This window comes from Amycolatopsis sp. cmx-8-4, assembly GCF_046548675.1.
Lineage (GTDB): Bacteria > Actinomycetota > Actinomycetes > Mycobacteriales > Pseudonocardiaceae > Amycolatopsis.
Genome location: NZ_JAEBDZ010000022.1, coordinates 1 through 18,730 on the forward strand (window position 1 = coordinate 1; position 18,730 = coordinate 18,730).

General features: G+C 72.4%; 21 protein-coding genes. 14 read left to right on the forward strand and 7 right to left on the reverse strand.

The window, feature by feature from the left end; all coding sequences use genetic code 11:
* Positions 1–194 precede the first annotated feature (194 nt).
* Positions 195–2,186, reverse strand: a complete 1,992-nt coding sequence (gene ligA / locus ACLJQZ_RS35060; protein ID WP_410624319.1) for an NAD-dependent DNA ligase LigA — start codon at positions 2,184–2,186, stop codon at positions 195–197.
* Between the two features lie 10 nt (positions 2,187–2,196).
* Positions 2,197–3,087, reverse strand: a complete 891-nt coding sequence (locus ACLJQZ_RS35065) for a LysR family transcriptional regulator (protein WP_410624321.1) — start codon at positions 3,085–3,087, stop codon at positions 2,197–2,199.
* 29 nt (positions 3,088–3,116) lie between these two features.
* Here ACLJQZ_RS35065 and ACLJQZ_RS35070 point away from each other — a divergent pair, with 29 nt between their 5' ends.
* Positions 3,117–4,262, forward strand: coding sequence for an FAD-dependent oxidoreductase (locus ACLJQZ_RS35070; RefSeq protein ID WP_410624559.1), 1,146 nt, complete (start codon positions 3,117–3,119; stop codon positions 4,260–4,262).
* A 138-nt stretch (positions 4,263–4,400) separates the two neighbouring features.
* Complete coding sequence (locus ACLJQZ_RS35075) at positions 4,401–5,447, forward strand: class I SAM-dependent methyltransferase (protein ID WP_410624323.1); 1,047 nt, start codon at positions 4,401–4,403, stop codon at positions 5,445–5,447.
* 47 nt (positions 5,448–5,494) lie between these two features.
* Here ACLJQZ_RS35075 and ACLJQZ_RS35080 read toward each other — a convergent pair whose 3' ends face one another.
* Positions 5,495–5,626, reverse strand: a complete 132-nt coding sequence (locus tag ACLJQZ_RS35080) for a hypothetical protein (protein WP_256474733.1) — start codon at positions 5,624–5,626, stop codon at positions 5,495–5,497.
* Positions 5,627–5,765: 139 nt separating this feature from the next.
* Between ACLJQZ_RS35080 and ACLJQZ_RS35085 the strand changes: the two genes are divergently transcribed.
* Both ACLJQZ_RS35085 and ACLJQZ_RS35090 read left to right on the forward strand, forming a co-directional pair.
* Positions 5,766–6,359, forward strand: a complete 594-nt coding sequence (locus ACLJQZ_RS35085) for a hypothetical protein (protein ID WP_410624324.1) — start codon at positions 5,766–5,768, stop codon at positions 6,357–6,359.
* Positions 6,360–6,372: 13 nt separating this feature from the next.
* Positions 6,373–6,807: an ester cyclase gene (locus ACLJQZ_RS35090; protein WP_410624325.1), complete on the forward strand. Its 435-nt coding sequence runs from the start codon at positions 6,373–6,375 to the stop codon at positions 6,805–6,807.
* Between the two features lie 8 nt (positions 6,808–6,815).
* Here the strand turns inward: ACLJQZ_RS35090 and ACLJQZ_RS35095 are convergent, their stop codons facing one another.
* Positions 6,816–7,397 carry a TetR/AcrR family transcriptional regulator gene (locus ACLJQZ_RS35095; RefSeq protein WP_410624327.1) on the reverse strand — a complete coding sequence of 194 codons (582 nt, stop codon included), beginning with the start codon at positions 7,395–7,397 and terminating at the stop codon, positions 6,816–6,818.
* A 68-nt stretch (positions 7,398–7,465) separates the two neighbouring features.
* On the opposite strand from ACLJQZ_RS35095, the gene ACLJQZ_RS35100 reads away from it, so the two are divergent.
* Positions 7,466–9,031: an FAD-dependent monooxygenase gene (locus ACLJQZ_RS35100; RefSeq protein WP_410624328.1), complete on the forward strand. Its 1,566-nt coding sequence runs from the start codon at positions 7,466–7,468 to the stop codon at positions 9,029–9,031.
* Here the strand turns inward: ACLJQZ_RS35100 and ACLJQZ_RS35105 are convergent.
* Entirely contained in the window at positions 9,012–11,012 is a 2,001-nt protein-coding gene (locus ACLJQZ_RS35105; RefSeq protein WP_410624330.1) for a glycoside hydrolase family 31 protein, read from the reverse strand. The genes ACLJQZ_RS35100 and ACLJQZ_RS35105 overlap by 20 nt on opposite strands.
* 337 nt (positions 11,013–11,349) lie before the next feature.
* Positions 11,350–11,868 carry a winged helix-turn-helix transcriptional regulator gene (locus ACLJQZ_RS35110; protein WP_410624332.1) on the reverse strand — a complete coding sequence of 173 codons (519 nt, stop codon included), beginning with the start codon at positions 11,866–11,868 and terminating at the stop codon, positions 11,350–11,352.
* A gap of 93 nt (positions 11,869–11,961) precedes the next feature.
* Here ACLJQZ_RS35110 and ACLJQZ_RS35115 point away from each other — a divergent pair, with 93 nt between their 5' ends.
* From ACLJQZ_RS35115 to ACLJQZ_RS35150, 8 genes are all read left to right on the forward strand, one after another.
* On the forward strand, positions 11,962–13,347 hold the full coding sequence (locus ACLJQZ_RS35115; protein WP_410624334.1) for an MFS transporter: 1,386 nt from the start codon (positions 11,962–11,964) through the stop codon (positions 13,345–13,347).
* 146 nt (positions 13,348–13,493) lie between these two features.
* Positions 13,494–13,967 (forward strand): Asp23/Gls24 family envelope stress response protein, encoded by a 474-nt coding sequence (locus ACLJQZ_RS35120; RefSeq protein WP_247051227.1) that lies wholly within the window; start codon positions 13,494–13,496, stop codon positions 13,965–13,967.
* On the forward strand, positions 13,964–14,329 hold the full coding sequence (locus tag ACLJQZ_RS35125) for a hypothetical protein (RefSeq protein WP_410624336.1): 366 nt from the start codon (positions 13,964–13,966) through the stop codon (positions 14,327–14,329). Before ACLJQZ_RS35120 ends, ACLJQZ_RS35125 begins: the two co-directional genes overlap by 4 nt.
* Complete coding sequence (locus ACLJQZ_RS35130) at positions 14,326–14,502, forward strand: hypothetical protein (RefSeq protein ID WP_328453719.1); 177 nt, start codon at positions 14,326–14,328, stop codon at positions 14,500–14,502. The genes ACLJQZ_RS35125 and ACLJQZ_RS35130 overlap by 4 nt, the downstream gene beginning before the upstream one ends.
* Before the next feature lie 2 nt (positions 14,503–14,504).
* A complete protein-coding gene (locus ACLJQZ_RS35135) occupies positions 14,505–14,885 on the forward strand; it encodes an Asp23/Gls24 family envelope stress response protein (RefSeq protein ID WP_410624338.1) in 381 nt (126 codons plus the stop codon).
* On the forward strand, positions 14,882–15,409 hold the full coding sequence (locus ACLJQZ_RS35140) for a DUF6286 domain-containing protein (protein WP_410624340.1): 528 nt from the start codon (positions 14,882–14,884) through the stop codon (positions 15,407–15,409). The genes ACLJQZ_RS35135 and ACLJQZ_RS35140 overlap by 4 nt, the downstream gene beginning before the upstream one ends.
* Positions 15,406–15,978 (forward strand): alkaline shock response membrane anchor protein AmaP, encoded by a 573-nt coding sequence (amaP, locus tag ACLJQZ_RS35145; RefSeq protein WP_410624342.1) that lies wholly within the window; start codon positions 15,406–15,408, stop codon positions 15,976–15,978. The genes ACLJQZ_RS35140 and amaP overlap by 4 nt, the downstream gene beginning before the upstream one ends.
* Before the next feature lie 83 nt (positions 15,979–16,061).
* Positions 16,062–16,547, forward strand: a complete 486-nt coding sequence (locus ACLJQZ_RS35150; RefSeq protein WP_410624344.1) for a molybdopterin-binding protein — start codon at positions 16,062–16,064, stop codon at positions 16,545–16,547.
* Here the strand turns inward: ACLJQZ_RS35150 and eno are convergent.
* The gene (eno, locus tag ACLJQZ_RS35155) at positions 16,531–17,814 is read right to left on the reverse strand and encodes a phosphopyruvate hydratase (RefSeq protein WP_410624346.1); all 1,284 of its coding nucleotides are present in this window, start codon (positions 17,812–17,814) and stop codon (positions 16,531–16,533) included. The two genes, ACLJQZ_RS35150 and eno, sit on opposite strands and share 17 nt — an antisense overlap.
* Before the next feature lie 179 nt (positions 17,815–17,993).
* On the opposite strand from eno, the gene ACLJQZ_RS35160 reads away from it, so the two are divergent.
* Positions 17,994–18,725: a TetR/AcrR family transcriptional regulator gene (locus ACLJQZ_RS35160; protein WP_410624348.1), complete on the forward strand. Its 732-nt coding sequence runs from the start codon at positions 17,994–17,996 to the stop codon at positions 18,723–18,725.
* The last annotated feature ends 5 nt before the right edge of the window (positions 18,726–18,730 follow it).

An 18,730-nucleotide genomic window follows, 5' to 3' on the forward strand; every position in this document is an offset into this window, starting at 1 on the left:
TCCGGCTCGCCGAGACCGAAGCTATCCGCGAGTCATCAAGCGGAAGATGAGCAACTTCCCGGTCAAGCGGGCGCATCACCGACAGCGACGCCAGGACAGCAGGCCGCCTCGCTCGGCGGTGGCCATCGCACCGCCGAGCAAGCCCGAATACGCCAAGAGAGCAGCCAAGATGACTTAAACGACCAGCATTGGGGCTAGACGATGCCGGCGTCGATCAGGAGTGGCCAGATCTCGCTCTGGTCTGCTACCTCGACGCCGAGCTTCTCCGCCTTTGTGAGCTTGCTGGCGCCGACGTCGGCGCCCGTGATGAGCAGGTCCGTGGTCGCCGAGACCGAGGATGCCGTGGTGGCGCCCGCTTTCTCGCACAGGCGCTGGAACGTCGGGCGGGGGACCTTCTCGCCCGAGCGCGGGTCGTTGATGCCGCCCGTGATCACCACCGTCTTGCCCGCCAGCGGGGCGCCCGCCGCGACCACTGGCGGGAGGTCCTCCTCGCGTACGTCCAGCGATACTCCCGCCTCGCGCAGCCGCTCGAGTTCCGGGCGCAGCCGGGTGAGGTGCTCGATCAGGGACGTCGCGACCTTCGGGCCGATGTCCTCCACCGCGACCAGGCCGTCGACGCCCGCGTCCACGACGTCTTCCAGGGAACCGAATCCGGCCCGGCACAGGCGGGCGGCGGTGCCTTCCGACGCCATCGGGATCGCGAGGCCGATCAGCGCGCGGCGCAGGCCGACCTGGCGGCTCGTGTCGATCGACTCGATCATGCGGGTGGCCGAGACCTCGCCGATGCGGTCGTACTCCAGCAGGGTTTCCTTGGTCAGCCCGTAGAAGTCCGACGGCTGTTCCAGGATCCCCGTCTCCGCCAGTCGTTCGATCCACACGCCGCCGATGGCTTCGATGTCCGCTGCGGCGCGCGAAGCCCAGTGGATCAGCCGCCGGACGGTCTGGGCCGGGCAGGAGACGTTGGTGCAGAACAGTTCCCGGCTGTTGCCCTGCTCGGTCAGCGGATGCCCGCAGGACGGGCACACCGTCGGCGGCACGATCTCCTGCTCCGCGCCCGTGCGCTTCGAGGCGTCGAGCACCCCGGCGACGAACGGGATCACGTCACCCGCGCGGCGCACCAGCACCGTGTCGCCGATCTTGATGCCGCGGGCGCGGATGACCTCCTGGTTGGCCAGGGTCGCGCGGGTGACGGTGGTGCCGCCCACGAACACCGGCTCCAGCCAGGCGACCGGGGCGATCTTGCCCGTCTTGCCGACGTCCCAGACCACATCGGACAGCACGGTGGTCTTCTCTTCCGCGGCGAACTTGAACGCCAGCGCGCCACGGGGTGAGCTCGACCGGGTGCCGGCGGCGGCGTAGGCGTCGCGGTCGGCCAGGCGCAGCACGGCGCCGTCGAGGTCGTAGTCCAGGTCGTTGCGCTGCTGCTCGATCGTGGTGATCACGTCCTGCGCGGCCTCGGCCTCCGTGCAGCGCCGCATGTCGGCCGCGGTGAACCCGAGCGTCTGCAACGCGCTGCCCAGGTCGGTTTCGGCGCTGTCGGGGTCGGTGTAGAGGTCGAAGGCGAAGAACCGCAGGTTCCGGCCGGCGACGGTGGCCGGGTCCTTGGCCCGCAGCGTGCCCGCGGCGGCGTTGCGCGGGTTGATCAGCGGCTTGTCCGGGTGCGCGGTGTTGTAGGCGGCGAAGGTGGACCGCAGCATCACGGCCTCACCGCGCACCTCGACGCGGCCCGGGGCGTCGACGCGGTCCGGGATGCCGTCGGTCAGCGCCCGCACGAGCTTCGTGACGTCGTCGCCGGTCGTCCCGTCGCCCCGGGTGATCGCCCGGGCCAGCCGGCCCTTCTCGTAGACCAGCGCCAGCGACAGGCCGTCCAGCTTCGGCATGACGACCACCGGCTGGCCGGGGAAGCGCTCGAAGAACGCCACGACCTGCTCCGGCCGGGTCGCCTTCTCCAGCGACAGCATCGGGCGCGAGTGCCGGATCGGCGCGTGGAGCACCGCGGGCGCGCCCACCTGGTCCAGCGGGTTCGGGTCCGGCGCGAGGTCCGGGTTCGCCTCGATCAGGCCACGCAGCTCGTCCTCGACGGCGTCGTACTCCGCATCCGCCACCGTGGGCGAGCCCCGGTAGTAGGCGTCGCGCATGACGACGATCCGATCGGCGAGTTCCTGGATGCGTTCCCGAGCGTTCACGGACCAGACGTTACCGGGGACCACCGACAGAAAGGACGTCCCGGATCGTGTCGCGCAACCACGTGTGGGCACCGTCGCGGTCGTGGCGGGCGTGCCAGGCCAGCACCGCGGGGATCTCCGGTGTCGGCACGGGAAGCGGCCACCCGCGCAGCTCCGGGCCGAGCCGGGCGGCGGCCATCCCGGGGACGACGGTGACGAGCTCGGCGGTGGTGACGGCGGCCAGGGCCATGGCCAAAGTGGGCACGATGAGAGAGACGCGCCGGGCGGTGCCGTGCGCCTCGAGGACGTCGTCGATGCGGTCGCGCCGGCGGCCGCGGCGGGAGACGACGACGTGGGGCAGCGCCGTGAACCCGGCCGTCGTCGCCGGGTCGGCGGCGAGGTCGTGGCGGCCGGCGGTGACCAGGGTGTCGGTCAGGACGGTCGCCGAGCGCACGTCGGCGGGGTGCGTCGTCTCGTCGGTCAGCCGGACGTCGACGGTGCCCCGGCGCAACCCGTCGGCGTCCGTGTCCGCCTCACCGAGCACTCGCAGGCAGACGCCCGGAGCGGTCGCCGCGACGCGGGCGATCAGGCGGGGGACCAGCGCGCCCGCCACGACGTCGTTGCACTGCAGCGTGAACGTGCGGTCCAGGGTGGCCAGGTCGAGGTCGGTCCCGGCGGTGAAGATCGTCTGGGCGCGCGTGACCAGCTGGTGCACCTCGTCGCGGATCCGCTCGGCGTAGGGCGTCGGCAGCATCACCCGGCCGGCGCGGACGAGGATCTCGTCGCCGGTCGCGCGCCGGATGCGCCCGAGTGTCCGGCTCATGGCCGGCTGGGAGAGGTGGAGCCGGTCCGCGGCGGCGCCGACGCTGCCTTCGTCGAGCAGGACGTCCAGCGCGACCAGCAGGTTCAGATCAAGATGCACCCAGGTAATGCTACAGATAGCGAGCATGCATTTGCCATCATGACGCCGTCGTCCTTGACTGGAGGCAGGAGCGAACGAAGGAGCGGGACATGCGCACTGTGATCGCCGGTGGTGGCCTCGTCGGGCTCACCGCCGCCGCGGCCCTGCGGCGGATCGGGCACGACGTCACCGTCCTGGAGCAGGCGCCCGGGATCCGCGCCGCGGGGGCGGGGATCGGCTTGTGGGCCAACGCGATCCGGGTGCTCGAAGACGCCGGTGCCGACGTCCGCGCGCTCGGGCAGGAGATCAACGCGTGGTTCTTCGACCCGGCCGGAAAGCCGTTGCGCGCCAAGGGGTACGACGACAGCGACCACCGCTTCCTGCTGGTGCCCCGGCCGGCGCTGAACACGCTGCTCGCCGACGTCGTCGGCCGCGACCGGATCCGTCTCTCGGCCCGGCTGACCGGGTTCGAGGACCGCGCGGACGAGGTCGTCGTCCACCTCGACGGCGGCGAGAGCCTGCACGCCGACCTGCTGATCGGCGCCGACGGTGTCTACTCGCGGGTTCGCTCGGGGTTGCTCCCGGGCACCGGCGCCCAGGCGCACGCCGGGCACTACGCATGGCGCGCGATCGTGCCGGCCGGGGACGAACGCCCCGAAGGCACCGTGCTGACCATCGGGACGGACGGCACGCGCGGCGGCTACACCCGCGTCGCCGAAGGGCAGACCATGTGGATGGTCAACCAGTTCGAGGCCGGGCCGCTGTCGGGGAGCAAGCGCGACCGCGCTCTGGCACGCGCCCGCAACCTCGCCGAAGCGGGCTGGCACGACGAGCTCCTGCGGATGATCGCGGCCACCCCCGAGGACGCGATCCTCGAGAACCGGATCGTGCTCGTGCCCCCGCTGCCGCGCTGGACCGGCTCGCGCGTGGCGCTCATCGGCGACGCCGCCCACGGCCTGTCGCCGCACATCGCCGCGGGCGGCACCCTCGGCGTCGAGGACGCCGGCGTGTTGCGGACCGCCCTGGCGTCAGCGGACTTGACCGAGGCCCTCAAGCAGTACGAACACGCCCGCATCGCCCGGTTCGAGCGGGTCCGGGAGTTCTCCGCCGCGGTCGAAGCAGCCGCCGGTCCCGCCGAGTTCGCGGCGCGGTACGCCTCGTTCAGCCACTGGATGCTGACCACTACACCGGTCTGAAGGAACGGAACGCAGTGGGCACGATCCGAGACGTCCGGTCACCCGAACGGCTTTTCTTGCCAGAATCGGGGATATGGAGATCACGACCAGCAACGCGTCATACGTACTGATCGACGATGCTCGCACCCGGGGTGAGGCGTGAACACGACAGCGGCCACGTCCTACCGCGACGCGAAAGCCCACTACACCTCGCCCAAGCGCCGGGATCCGGTGAAGACCATGCTCGAAGAGGTGGTCACGCACCGGGTCCTGCGCGACGCCGTCGACCTGGTCCGGCGCGGGCCGGACCAGCCGCTGCGGGTGGTCGACATCGGCGCCGGCACCGGCGACGGGCTCGCGCTGCTCACCGAGCCGCACGGCGACCTCGCCCCGGTGACCGACGACAGCCGGCTCGCCTACGTCGGCGTCGACCTCGACCCCGGCATGGTCGAGACGGCGCGCTCGCTGCACGCCGGGCGGCCCGCCGAGTTCGAGGTCGCCGACATGCGCGCCGAGCTCCCCGCCGGCGACTTCGACCTCTACTTGTCTTGCGGGGTGCCCTACTCGCACCTGCCGCACGCCGACACGATCGACGTCCTGACCGGGCTCATGCGGCGGATCGTCGAGACCCGCGACAGCGCGGTGATGATCGTCGACGTGCTCGGGCGCTACTCGGTCGAATGGACGCCGCGCTGGCCGGAGACGCGCTGGGCGTACAACATGAGCTTCTTCGAGGGGGCGAACGAGACCGTCCACGACCAGATGAGCTTCTACGACCGCGGGTCACTCGACGACGCCCTCGTCCAGGCCGCGATCGGCGCGGGCGCCCGGCTGGGCGCGGTGACCTTCACCGACCGGTCCGTGCTCGTCGGCCGGCACACCGCCACCCGCGCGTTCAACCAGGCGATCCCGCCGTACCGCACGCTGCTCAACGAACTCGCGCGCGGCACCACCGACGTCGCTCCGGCGCAGCTGCGGTTCAAGCCGCCCGTGGGCGAGGTCCCGTCGCGGGTCGAGGCGTTCTTCGCGGCCTTCGCCGAGCGCTGGAACGGCGTCCTCGCGGCGGCGGGGGAGCTGCGCTCACCGGAGCAGGCGAAGCGGCTCGCGCAGGCGCTGTTCGCGTGTGAACAGCAGTCCCAGCAGGGCCTGGGGGTCGGCCACTCGCTGATGGCCACGGTGGTCGTCGAACGTCCGGCCGGCGGCTGAGCCGGGGGCGCGGGCCGGCCACCGGAGTGGACGGCCCGCGCTCGGGCTCACTGGCAGGCTTCGCAGTCCGGGTCGTCGATGCGGCAGGCGGCGCCGTCGGTGAGCGGGAAGTCGAAGTCGTCGAGCACGGGCACGACCGGCGTGGTCGACGCCTCGGGCGGCGTGGTGGTGGCGGACATGGCACTCCCTCGGATCGGAACGCTTTCTCTTCTGTTCAGCGCCGAAGATCGACAGGCATTCCGTGACTCGCGCCACACGGTCCCGCTCACCGAAACACGCGTGCGCGGCCGGTCGCCGGTCTTTGCTAGCTTCCCGGGAATGCGCGCACGGGTTCCGTTTGCAGCCTTCGTCCTGGTGCTGGTGATGTCGCTGCTCGGGACGGCGAGCGCTTCAGCTGCCGGCTCGTGTGAGTGCGCGACCCCGTCGATCGACGGCTACCAGCAGTGGCTCGCCAGCGGCGAGGGCACGACGGTGCCGGCGACGGGCAGCCTGCTCGTGCGCGATCACGGCCGGTACGCGGCGAAGGTGAGCTTCCTCAACGCCGAGTGGCACGTGGCCGTCCTCTGGCTCGGCAACCAGTTCGAGGCGCGGGCCGACCTCTCCCGGTCGGCGGGCTTCCGGCTGACCTACAGCGCGACCGACGACCTCTACGTCCAGCTGCGCCCGGCGTCGCACTGGAGCGGCGGCGACAAGTGGCTGACGCTCGTGCCCTCGACGCACGGGAAGGTCGTGACGAGGTTCTTCAGCTTCGCGCCCCGCGCCTGGACGTCGCTGCCCGAGCTGGGCACGCCGACGTACTCGTTCGCTTCGGCGCTGACCGAGGCCCGCGGCCTGGTGTTCGTCGGCAAGACGCCGAACGTGCTGGCCTTCCGCGGCCTGCACGTCGACGGCTACCGGCCGCCCTGCCTCTGAGTACCGTGGCCGGGTGGATACGGAATCCGGCGATGTGGAATCCGGGAGTGTGGAATCCGGCCATGTGGAATCCGGCAACGTCGAGCGGATGCGCGCGTTCGTCGAGCAGGTGCACGAGGGCGGGCGGGTCGAGCTGATCGACGACTTCGTCCACGCCGATTTCCGGAACCGGTCGGCGAAGAACGGCCTGCCGGACGATGGCCGGAGCGTGGCCGCAGTCACACGGGCGCTGCACGCCGCGTTCGCCGACCTGAAGGTCGAGATTGTGCACTGCGTGGACACCGATGACGTCGTCGCCACCCACAAGATCTACCGCGGGCACCACGTAGGCGAGTGGCTGGGCGCGCCGCCGTCGGGCCGGGACGTCGAGTTCCGCGTGATGGACTTCGTGCGGATGCGCGACGGGCAGTTCGTCGAGCACTGGTCCGTTCTCGGCCCGCTGCAGTAGCGCCAGGCTCAGCGTGCGGCGCGCCAGCCGTGGTCGAGGATCGCGAACGCGGCTTCGGCCGTCGCGACCGGATCCGCGGCGCGCATCGCGAGCGCTGACGTCTCCAGCGCGAAGTGCGCCAGCGCGGCGCAGCCGGGATCGTCCTCGGGAGCCCCGGTTTCCGTGGCGAGCGCCCGCCTGAGCGCGTCCTCGTGGCGCATCCACATCCGGTGCCAGTACCGGCTCAGCGCGGGTGTCCGGTGCACGAGGTCCAGGAACGCCGACGCGCCTCCGGCCGCGGCGCCCAGCCGGACTCGGGCGAGCGTGTGATCCCGTAGCGCGTCCAGTACCGAGGTGCCGGACGCTCGGTCCCGCACGGCGGCGATCAGGCCCTCCTCGACGTCGCCGTCGCGGTCGAAGACCAGGGATTCCTTGGTGGGGAAGTGTTTCTGCAGGGTCGTGGTGGACACGTCGGCGGCCTCGGCGATCTCGCGGACGCCGACGTCGTCGAATCCGCGCTCGAGGAACAGGCGCAGGGCCGCGTCGGCCAGCGCCCGGTGGGTGGCCGCCTTCTTGCGCTCGCGCCGGCCCGGCCCGGTCTCCGTGGTCATGGCTTGACGATATCACTAGTTGCACGGTGTACTGAGTTGTACCGTGTCACTTTTAGAGGGAGTCTCCCATGACCGCACGTGTCCCCGTCCTGATCAGCGGCGGCGGGATCGCCGGCCTGACCACCGCCCTGCTCCTGCGGCGCGAGGGGGTGTTCCCGGTGCTCGTGGACCGGCGCGACGGCTCGTCGCCCCAGCCGAAGGCGCGCCGCTTCAACCCCCGCAGCACCGAGATGTTCCGCCTGCTCGGCCTGGCCGACGAGGTCGACGAGGCGAGCGCGCCACTGGCGGCGTTCAGCCAGGTGCTGACCGGCCCGACGCTGGCCGCCGCCCGCCCGCGGGAGCTGACCGACCTGCTGCGCGCCCGGCGAGGGCAGCAGGGGCGGATGCCCGAGCTGAGTCCGGCGCCGAACGTCCTGTGTCCCCAGTCCGTGCTGGAACCGCTGCTGCGCCGGGCCGCCCAGGAGCGCGGCGTGTCCGTGCGCCTCGGCACCGAACTCGTGTCGTTCACCCAGGGCGACGGCGGGGTGACGGCGCTGCTGCGGCCGGCGGACGGCGAGCCGTACGAACTGGCCGCGGACTACCTGGTCGCCGCCGACGGCGCCCGCAGCCCCGTCCGCGAGGCGCTGGGCATCACCCGCGGCGGCCACGGCCACCTCGCCGACAACCTCGACCTCCACTTCCGCGCCGACCTGACGGACCTGGTGCGGGACAAGCCGTTCAACCTGTGCCAGATCGAGAACCCGGTGGCCTCGGGCGCGTTCCTCTCGGTCAACGGCACCGACCGCTGGCTGTTCTCCACCGCCGACTTCCCCGACGCGGGCACGCTCGGCGAAGGCGACTGGCTGGACCTCCTGCGGATCGTGGTGGGCGTGCCGGACCTCGACGTCGAACTGCTCGGCCGGTCACCGTGGGAGTCCGCGATGCGCGTGGCCGACCGGTTCGCCGAGGGCCGGGTGTTCCTGACGGGCGACGCCGCGCACGTGATGCCCCCGATGGCCGCGGCCGGCGCCAACACGGCCGTCGCCGACGCGGCCAACCTCGCCTGGAAGCTCGCCGCCGTGCTCGCCGGGAAGGCGGACCCGGCGCTGCTCGGCACGTACGACACCGAACGCCGTCCGGCCGGCTACGCGATCGCCGAGGCGTCCAGCACGGTGATCGGGCACGTGGGCGACATGCTGTCCGCCTTCACCAAGGGCGGCGGGCTGCCGGGCGACCCGATGACGACGATGTTCGGCACCCAGTACGCGGAAGGCGCGTTCGTCCCGGACGGCCGCGACCCCGCGCCCGCCGACCACTACGCCCCGGCGGGCCGCCCCGGCACCCGCGTCCCGCACGCGTGGCTCGACGCGACGACGTCCACTGTGGACTTCGCCGGGCCGGGTCTGACGCTGCTCACCGGCCCGGACAACGGCCACTGGATCGCCGAGGCCGGGCGGCTCGGGCTGCGGTGGGCCGCGGTGCCGCACGAGGGCTGGCTCACCGAGGTCCGCCTGCCCGCCGACGGTGCTTTGCTGCTGCGGCCCGACGTTGTCGTCGCGTGGCATTCGACGTCGGAGACGTCGCTGGCCGACGCGCTCACGCGGGTGCTCGGTTCCCGCGTGAGCGCCGGCCAGCTCAGCGGGACAGCGCGGTGATCAGCCCGGCCGAACCCGGGGCGCCGAGGCGCACGAACATCGGCGTGGTGCCGAGCGGCGCCGGGTAGCCGCGCAAGGTGCGCCCGCCCAGTTCGACGCGGTGGGTGTTCGGGTCGAACCACAGGCCCGCCGGCAGGACCACGTCGCGCGACGTGCCCGCCGTGATCATCGGAGCGGCCAGCAGGGCCGGGCCGAGCAGCCACTCGTCGTCGATCGTGTCGAAGCGGTGGTCGACGGGGAAGTCGAAGAAGACCGGCCGCATGATCGGCGTGCCGTCCGCGACCGCCTGCTTCACCTGCGTCTGCAGGTAACCGGCCAGCTTCGCGTGCGTGCGCACCGCGTCGGCGTAGAGGCGGGCGGTGTCGGCGGGGTAGGTCACCGGCTTGCCGGTGGTGGTGTCGACGGTCGTCACCGGGGACGTCGAGGCGTACATCAGCGGCATCAGCGACGCCGCCTGCGCCCAGCGCACCAGGACTTCCTTCGACGGCGGCGGCATGCTCTCGGAGCCGCCGATCATGTCGGTCTCGACGAACGGGTAGCCATCGGCGGAGATCGCCGAGGCCCGGCGCAGGGAGGTGCGCAGGCCGTCCCACGTCGTGTCCGCGTCGACCGCGCGGATGACGAAGCCGTAGCGCTGGTTCCCCCAGTGCGTGCGGATGCCGGCGCCCTGCTGGTCGAACCGGTCGGTCATGTCCGCGCCGAGCTTCTGGTAGTCCTGCGGGGTCAGGCCGTTCGACGTCGCGCAGCTGTCGTCGAAGAAGCGGGTGTCGAACTTGAAGCCGTCGACGCCGTAATCCGCCATCAGCGTGCGCAGGTTGCCGGTGTACCAGTCGCGCGCCTGCGGGTTGCCGAGGTCGATGATCCCCGCCGTGCCGTTCCACCACTTCACGGTGCACGGCTCGGCGGGGTTCGTCTTGGCGTGCAGCAGGTAGCCGTGGTCGCGGGCGTACCCGTAGTTCGCCGAGTCGAGGTTGATCCAGAACGTCGTCCACAGCCCGAACTTCTGGCCCATCCCGTGGATGTCGTCGACGAGCTTCTTCGGGTCGGGGAACGTCTTCGCGTCGAAGGTCAGGTTGCCGTAGTTCGACTCCCACTTGTCGTCGAGCTGCACGGTGTGCCCGGCGACGTTCGCGGCCTTCAGGTCGCGCGCCCACGCGACGACCTTGTCCTGGTCGATGTTCCGGTAGTACTGCGCCCACGAGTTCCACAGTGGACTGGCGTACTCCGCGTCGGTCGCGTCGCTCTTCTCCGGCTTGCCGACTTCGCCGACGTAGTCGTCGTAGACCGCGCGGCGGCTCGACTCGACGAACACCGTGCTCGCGTACTCCGCCGACCCGGTGACGGTGAGGTCGGCGCGCCCGTTCGCCAGCGCGACCTTCATCGGCTGCGCGGTGCGGACGTACACGCCGATCGACTTCGAGGTGTAGAAGTACGGCTCCTGCATCATGTAGCTGGCGGGGGAGAACTCCGGTTCGTCCACCACGCCCGCGGAGAGCGGGTACGGCTGGGGCGTGCCCTCACTGGTCTCCCCGCCGCCGTACCAGTGCCCGGACGCCGCCAGGTCGAAGTGCGTCGCCCGGTCCCCGGCCGGCTCGCCGGCCACCGACCAGCTCAGGTCGAACCGGTCCGCGTGCGGCGTCAGCCGGAGGGTCACGGTCTTGCCCGCGGTGCTGTCGGCCTCGACGACCACGCTCGCGCCCTGCTTCGAGACGGACCGCACGCGCGTCGCCACCGCGGCGCCGAAGGTGAACGCGTCCGGCGCGGTGCGCAGCAGGGTCTCCCCACCTCGCGAAACGCTGACGCCGAGGTGGGCCGGGTCGACGCGCACCTGGTAGCCCGGGGCGTCGCCGCTGCGTGGCACCGAGAAGGTCCCCGCCGTGAGCCGGTCCGCCGCCGCGGGCGCCGCGAGGGCTCCCGTGAGCGCCAGGGCGACGGCGCCGCACAGCAGCCGTCGAGGGGTTCCGCTTAGCCGTCGATGCACTCGAGCCTCCGGAAAGTGCGAGAAACTGCTCGTTACTACGTCCATTCGCGCATGAGTAAGCAGACAGGCTGGCGGGGTTGCTTGTCAAGAGTTCACGGCACCGCCTGGGGGTGAGGCCAAGCGGGGTCGGTTCCCGCTGGTCCGGCGGCGCGGCACTTCACGACCGTCATCGGCTACTGCTGCGCGCAGGGAAGCGCCCCAATGTGGCGTTGGGTGCATCCAACGCACCCAATGTGGCGTTGGGTGCGTCCAACGCACCCAACGCCACATTGGGGCGCATGGCGAACCTCGGCGCGACCAAGGGCGAACGACATCTTCGCGTCAGGTTCTGGTGGTGTCAGTGCACCGGCTGCAGTAGCGGCCGCGGCTCGGCCAGGGCCGTCGTGATCGGGTTGTCCCGCGGTGACGGCGGGGGCAGGCCCGGGCCGGGGGTCATCACCGTGTCGGCGACCGGTACCTGCGCGCCGCACGTGACGCACGCGCCCGCCGGGGTCACCTCGCCGCCGCAGGAACCGTGCACGAACACCCGACGGCGGCCCTCGGGCGCGTAGTACTCGTCGCCCCAGGCCGACAGGGAGCGGACGACCGGCCACAGCGCGAGGCCCTTCGCGGTCAGCTCGTACTCGCTCCGCTTGCCCGGCCCCGGAACGCGGGTCAGGACCTCTTCGCGGACCAGGAACTCCAGTCGTTCGGTCAGCACCGCGCGCGGGATGCCGAGGTGCTCGAGGAAGTCGCTGAACCGCCGGACGCCGAAGACCGCGTCCCGCACGATCAGCAGCGTCCAGCGCTCGCCGACGATCTCGAGGGCGCGCACGATCGAGCAGGCCTGGCCGGTGTACTCGCGGGGGAGTGCCATGCGCCCCAGTGTGCCACAGAAAGGTTCGGTGAACGAACAAAGCGTGCTAGCCTCCGGGCGAAGAGTTCGGTCACCGAATCAACTGGAGCCCGCATGGACCGCCGCCCGGCCGCTGTGCTCGTCGCCTCCGGCGGCGGCACCCTGCTCGCCATGTTCGTGTTCACCGCGCCGCTCTCGATCGTCCCGTCGGTGGCCCGCGGGCTCGGCGCCGGCGCGATCGCGACGTCCTGGATCCTCAGCTCGATGAGCCTCGGCCTGGCGGTCGCCCTCCTGCCGGCCGGCGCGATCGGCGACGACTTCGGCCGCCGGCGCGTGTTCGCGGCCGGCGGGGCGGTGCTGGCCGCCGGGTCGCTGCTGTGCGCGGTCGCGCCCGGGCCGCTGACCTTCATCGTCGGCCGGGTCGTCGAAGGGCTCGGGGCGGCCGCGCTGATCGCCTGCGGTCTCGCCGTGCTCGGCCACGCCTTCCCGGACGCCGCCGGCCGCGCCCGCGCCACCGGGGTGTGGGGCGCGTGCCTCGGCGCCGGCATCGCGATCGGCCCGGTGGCCGGCGCGGTCCTCGACCTCGCCGCCGGCTGGCGCGTGCTCTACCTCGTCACCACCGTGCTGTCCCTCGGCGTCGCCGTGCTGGGCCGGGTCCTGCTCGACGAGTCCGTCTCGGGCCGGGCGCGCAAGGTCGACGTCGCCGGCTCGCTGCTGCTCGGCGGCGGCCTCGCGGCCCTGCTCGCCGCGCTCACCGAAGGCCGCCAGGGCTGGACGAGCCCGCTGGAGGTGACGCTCCTCGTCGCCGCGGCCGTCCTGCTCGCCGCGTTCTTCGCGCACCAGCGCCGGGCCGAGGCCGGGATGCTCGACCTCACGCTGTTCCGCCGCCCGGCGCTGCTCTCGGCGACGACCGGCGCGTTCGTGGCGGGCGGCGGCGTCACGGCGTTGATGGCCTTCCTGTGCACGATGCTGGAGAGCGGCCTGGCGTTCACCCCGCTGACGGCGTCGCTCGTGGTGCTGGCCTGGTCGGCGACCAGCGTGGTCTCGGCACTGCTGACCCGGCGCCTGCCCGCGGCGTTCTCCGGCGGGGCGCGGCTGAGCGCCGGCCTGCTGGTGGTGGCCGCCGGCCTGGTGCCGCTCGCGTTCGTCACCCCGGGCTCCGGCGCGGGCCCGCTGCTCGGCGGGCTGCTGCTGGCGGGGCTCGGTACCGGCGTGGTGAACGCGTCGCTGGGCCGTGAGGCGGTGGCGAGCGTGCCGCCGCACCGGGCCGGGATGGGCAGCGGCATCAACAACACCAGCCGGTACGTCGGCGCCGCGCTGGGCGTCACCGTGGTGACCGTGCTGGCGGTTCACCCGGCGGCGACGGGTGAACCGCGAGACCTCGTCGCGGGCTGGAATGTCGCGGTACTGGTGGGAATCGCGCTGTCGGTGGCGGGCGCGGCGGTCATCGCCGCCCTGGGCGCGGCGGCGAAGCGCGCCGGGGTTCCCGTCTGCGGGTAGAGCCGGCGGTCACCCGTACGCGGGAGATGGGGGTCACACGATCGGGTCGTGACGATCTTCCCACCGTGTTGTCTGTCCTGTGTGGAAGAACAATCAAGGGGCTTCCGCGAGAACACAACGCATTCCCGATGTGCGAAGGAGACGTCATGACGAACGCCACCGCCACCAAGGTGCCCGCCCAGCAGGCACCGTCGGACCAGGCCAAGAAGGGCGGCGACGGCGCGCTGGTGACGACCGAGGGCGCCACGTCGATCGCCGACGTCGTCGTCCAGAAGATCGCCGGCCTGGCCACGCGGGAGATCCCCGGCGTGCACGCCCTCGGCGGCGGCGCCGCGCGGGCCTTCTCCGCGATCCGCGAACGGATCCCGGGCGCGACCGCCTCGGCCGGGCAGGGTGTGTCGGTCGAGGTCGGCGAGAAGCAGGCGGCCGTCGACCTGCAGATCGTCGTCGAGTACGGCGTGTCCATCGCGGACCTGTCGCGTTCGGTGCGCCGCAACGTGATCACCGCCGTCGAGCAGATGACCGGCCTGGAGGTGGTCGAGGTGAACATCAACGTCGGCGACCTGCACCTGCCGTCCGAGGACGAGGGCGAGACCACCGAAACCGGCCGGGTGCAGTGAATCCCGAACCCGACGCCGCCCGGATCGCGGCCGCCGTGCGGATCGCGCCCGGGGTGACCGGGCTGCACGGCGGCCGGTTCGGCGAGATCGCCACGCTCGACCCGCCGCGGCGGATCGCGGGCGTGCGCGTCCGCGACGAAGACGTCACGATCGCGGTCACCACGCGCTACCCGCTGGTGGCCGCGGACGTCGCCGCGGCCGTGCGCACCGCCGCCGCCGTCGCGGGACGGCCGGTGCACGTCGTGATCGCGGACCTGGCCGAACCGGCCGGCGCCGCACCGGAGATCCCCGGACCGGAGATCCCCGCACCGGAGATCGCCGTACAAGTGGTTGCCGCACAAGAGAAGGAGAGGGTCTCGTGAAGTCCACGCAGCTTGGCCTGCTCACCGGCCTCGTCCTGGGGCTGGCCGTCGCGTTCGGCGGCTTCGGCGCGTTCGCCGCGGTCGCCGTGCTGGGGGCGATCGGCTTCCTGGTCGGCCGCTACCTCGACGGCAAGCTCGACCTGTCGCAGCTCGCCGGCCGCGATCGGGGCTGAGCGTGACCACCACCCTGACCGCGCCGGTCGCCGAGCGCGGCGTGCTGACCATCTCGGCGCAGGCGGTCGAACGGCTGGCCGCCTGCGCCGTGCTCGAGGTCGACGACGTCGGCGGCGCGGCCGGCCGGGTCCTCGGCGTCAGCCTGAGCGGCGAGGACCTCGACCACTCCGCGAAGGTGAGCGCCCACGTCGGCGACGAGACCGTGACGCTCGACGTCCGGATCTCGATCGTCTACCCCGCCTCGGTCGCGCGCACCACCGAACGGGCGCGCGAGCACCTCGTGGAGCGGGTGGAGGCGTTGACCGGGCTCGCCGTGACGCGCGTCGACCTCACGGTCACCGCCTTGCACACCACCGCGGGCCAAGTACGGAGGGTCGAATGAAACGCCGTCCCCGCCGGAGCGTCCCGGCTGTCCTGACCGCGGTGGTGGTGCTGGCCGCGTGCGTGCTCGTCGCCGTCGTGGCGGTCCAGCTGATCCTCGGCGAACGTCCGTGGGTCAGCCCCGACTCGGTCGCGTCCCGGCTGCACGACCTGCGGTGGACGGACGTGCTGCCGGCCGTGGCCGGCGGCGTCGTCGCGCTGCTCGGGCTGGTCCTGGTGCTCGGCGCGATCCTGCCGGGGACCCTGACCGTGCTGCCGCTGGGCGGATCCTTCGACGCGGGCGCCGCTCGCGGCGGCTACCGCTCGACGCTGCGCGCCGCCGCGGCGGGCGTCGACGGCGTGTCCGGCGCCGCGGTCAAGCTCGGCACCCGGCGTGTGAAGGTCCGGGTCGAGACGGCCCGGACCCGGACCGACGGCCTCGCCGACGCCGTCCGCGAGGCGGTCGGCCACCGGCTCGACCAGGTCGGCCCGGCCACCCGGCCGGCCGTCTCGGTGCGGGTCCGCGCTCCCCGGAGGAAGTCATGACGAACCTGAACCGTCCCGCCCGGCTCAACCGCGTCCTGCTCGGCCTGGTCGGGCTGGTGCTGCTGGCCGCGGGCGGGTTCGCGGTCGCGACGCACTTCCGCCGGCTGACCGTCGTCGATCCGGGGTCGCCGCTGGTCCCGGGCCCGGCGACGCCGCCGACGTGGGTGCTCTACGTCGCCGCCGCGGTGGCCGTGGTGCTCGGGCTGCTGGTGCTGCGCTGGCTGCTCGCCCAGCTGGCGCGCCGCCCGCGGACGCAGACGTGGCGCTTCGAGGACGACCCGGACCGCGGCCGGACCGAACTGGCCGCCGACGCCGCGGTGGCGCCGTTCACCGAGGAGCTCCGGACCTACCCGGGCGTGCACCAGGCCCGGGCCACGCTGGCCGGGACCCGCGAGGACCCGACGCTGGCGCTGGTCGTCTCGGTGGAGCAGGACGGCGACCCCACGGAGATCCGCGAACGCCTGGAGACCGAGGGCCTGCCCCGGCTCCGGCAGGCCCTCGACCTCGACGCGATCCCGGTCGCGATCGAGTTCCGCTTCACCACGTCCGCCGGCCCTCGCATCCGCTGACGCGGCGTCCCGGGTCGTAGAGTTCCGTATCTGCGGCCGTATCGTGGCTGTACGCCGCGGCCACGGTGACTTAGCGTGGAGGGATGGAACCGTCGGCGGGCGGGCTCCTGGTCACCGGGACCGGGTGCGCGTCACGGGTGATCGGGATCGGCGAGCTGCGGGAGCGGTCGCGGATCCGGCTCGACGTCGAGTACGTGACCCGCCGCAGGCGTGAGCGGCACGAGGTGCACGGCGTGCACCTGTACGACGTCCTGCGCGAGGGCCCGCTGCCGGTGGACACGCGGCACAAGATGGCGAGCCTGACGGTGGTCGTGCTGGCGGTGGCCGAGGACGGGTTCCAGGTCGCGCTGTCGCTGGCGGAGCTGGACCCGGAGTTCGGTGCCTGCGCCGCGTTGCTGGCGACCCGCTACAACGGCGAGCTGCTCGCCCGCCCGACGCTGGTGATGCCGAGCGACGAACGGGCCAGCCGGTACGTCCGAGGACTGGCCCGGCTACGGCTGATGTGCGTCGGCGACGATCCGGTCCGGGACCGCGGTCCCGGACCGGACCGGGTCAGTGGCGGCCGCTGATGGTGGAAGCGCCGGCGTACCGCGCCTCGGCGCCGAGCTCCTCCTCGATGCGGATGAGCTGGTTGTACTTGGCCGTGCGGTCGGAGCGCGACAGCGAGCCGGTCTTGATCTGGCCGCAGTTGGTGGCCACGGCGAGGTCGGCGATCGTGGTGTCCTCGGTTTCGCCGGACCGGTGCGACATGACGGCCGAGTAGCCCGCCTTGTGCGCGGTCTCGACGGCGTCGAGCGTCTCGGTGAGCGTGCCGATCTGGTTGACCTTGATCAGGATCGAGTTGCCGATGCCGCGCTCGATGCCGTCCTTGAGCAGGTTCACGTTGGTGCAGAACAGGTCGTCGCCGACGAGCTGCACGCGGTCGCCGATCCGGTCCGTCAGCTGCTTCCAGCCCTCGAAGTCGTCCTGCGCCAGGCCGTCCTCGATGGAGATGATCGGGTACTTCGCGGTCAGCTCGGCGAGGTAGGCGACGTGCTCCTCGACGCTGCGCTTGCGGCCTTCGCCGGTGTAGTCGTAGACCTCGCCGGTGTAGAACTCGGACGCGGCCGGGTCGAGCAGCAGCGCGATGTCCTCGCCGGGCTTGTAGCCGGACTGCTCGATCGCGCGCAGGACGAACTCGAGCGCTTCGTCGGCGGAGCTGAGGTTCGGCGCGAAACCGCCTTCGTCGCCGACGTTGGTGCCGTGCCCGGCGTCGTGCAGCGACTTGCGCAGCGTGTGGAAGACCTCGGAGCCCATCCGGACGGCGTCGGCGAAGGTCTCCGCGCCGATCGGGCCGATCATGAACTCCTGGAAGTCGATCGGGTTGTCCGCGTGCGCGCCGCCGTTGATGATGTTCATCATCGGCATCGGCAGCAGGTGCGCGAACACGCCGCCGACGTAGCGGTAGAGCGGCAGCCCGCTGGCGGCCGCGGCGGCCTTGACCACCGCGAGCGAGACGCCGAGCGTGGCGTTCGCGCCGAGCCGGGCCTTGTTCGGGGTGCCGTCGAGGGCGATCAGCGCGCGGTCGACCTCGGTCTGCGCCTCGGCGTCGAGCCCGACGACCGCCTCGGCGATCTCGCCGTTGACCGCGTCGACGGCCTTGCGCACGCCCTTGCCGTGGAACCGCGACTTGTCCCCGTCACGCAGTTCGACCGCTTCCTTCGTGCCGGTGGAGGCGCCCGACGGCACGGCGGCCCGGCCGAGCGAACCGTCCGCCAGCTCGACGTCGACCTCGACGGTCGGGTTGCCCCGGCTGTCGAGGACCTGGCGGCCGTGGACCCGGACGATGGCTGTCATGTGACTCCTCGATGAGTTCGCGCCGCGCACCGGTTACGGCGCAACGGCTGCAGGCGCGGCGCCACGGTGAGCCGCGAAACATCGGGAGACTAGCAGAAGTTACTGAATCGATCCTGAACTTTTCGTGAGCACGAGCCGCCGGGACGGGCGGCACCAGGAAGGCCGGTAGCATCCGGGAAATGGCGCCCCCTCGAACACCAGAGGCGACCCGCACCGGGCCGCGCCGGCGGGACGCGCAGGAGAACCTCGCGCGGATCCTGGCCACCGCGGCCGGCCTGTTCGCGGAACGAGGGCTCACCGTCACGCTGGCCGACGTCGCCAAGGCGGCCGGCGTGGGCGTCGGGACCGTCTACCGGACCTTCGCGACGAAGGACGACCTGATCCACGAGGTCTACGAGCCCCGGTTCGCGGTGGCGGAACAGCAAGCGCTTGACGCGAGCACGGACGCCGACCCGTGGCACGGGATCGCCGGGTTCCTCGAGAACTGCGTCACGACGCTGGCGCCCGACCGCGGCTTCCGCGAGCTCCTGAACGGGTCCTACAGCGAGACGCTCGGCTGGTCCCGCCCGCGTACGCCGCACCGGCTGGCGAAGCTCGTCGAGGACAGCCACAACCGGACCGGGGCGCACCTCGAGCGGCTCGTCCGGCGCGCACGCGAGGCCGGGCTCGTGCGGGACGACCTCGTCGCGGGTGACCTGCTGCTGCTGTCGATGGCCGTGCAGACGTCGGTCGACTTCGGCGGCCCGCGCCACCCGCGGCTGTACCGGCGGGTGATCGGGCTTGTGCTGGACAGCCTGCAGCCCGCCCGCGAGGTCCCGACGCCGTTGCCGGAGCCGGGGCTGACCAACCGGCAGATCGCGGCCTTGGAGCGGCAGCGGAGCCGGCGGATCGCGCCGCCCGAGGCGACGTAGTTCCC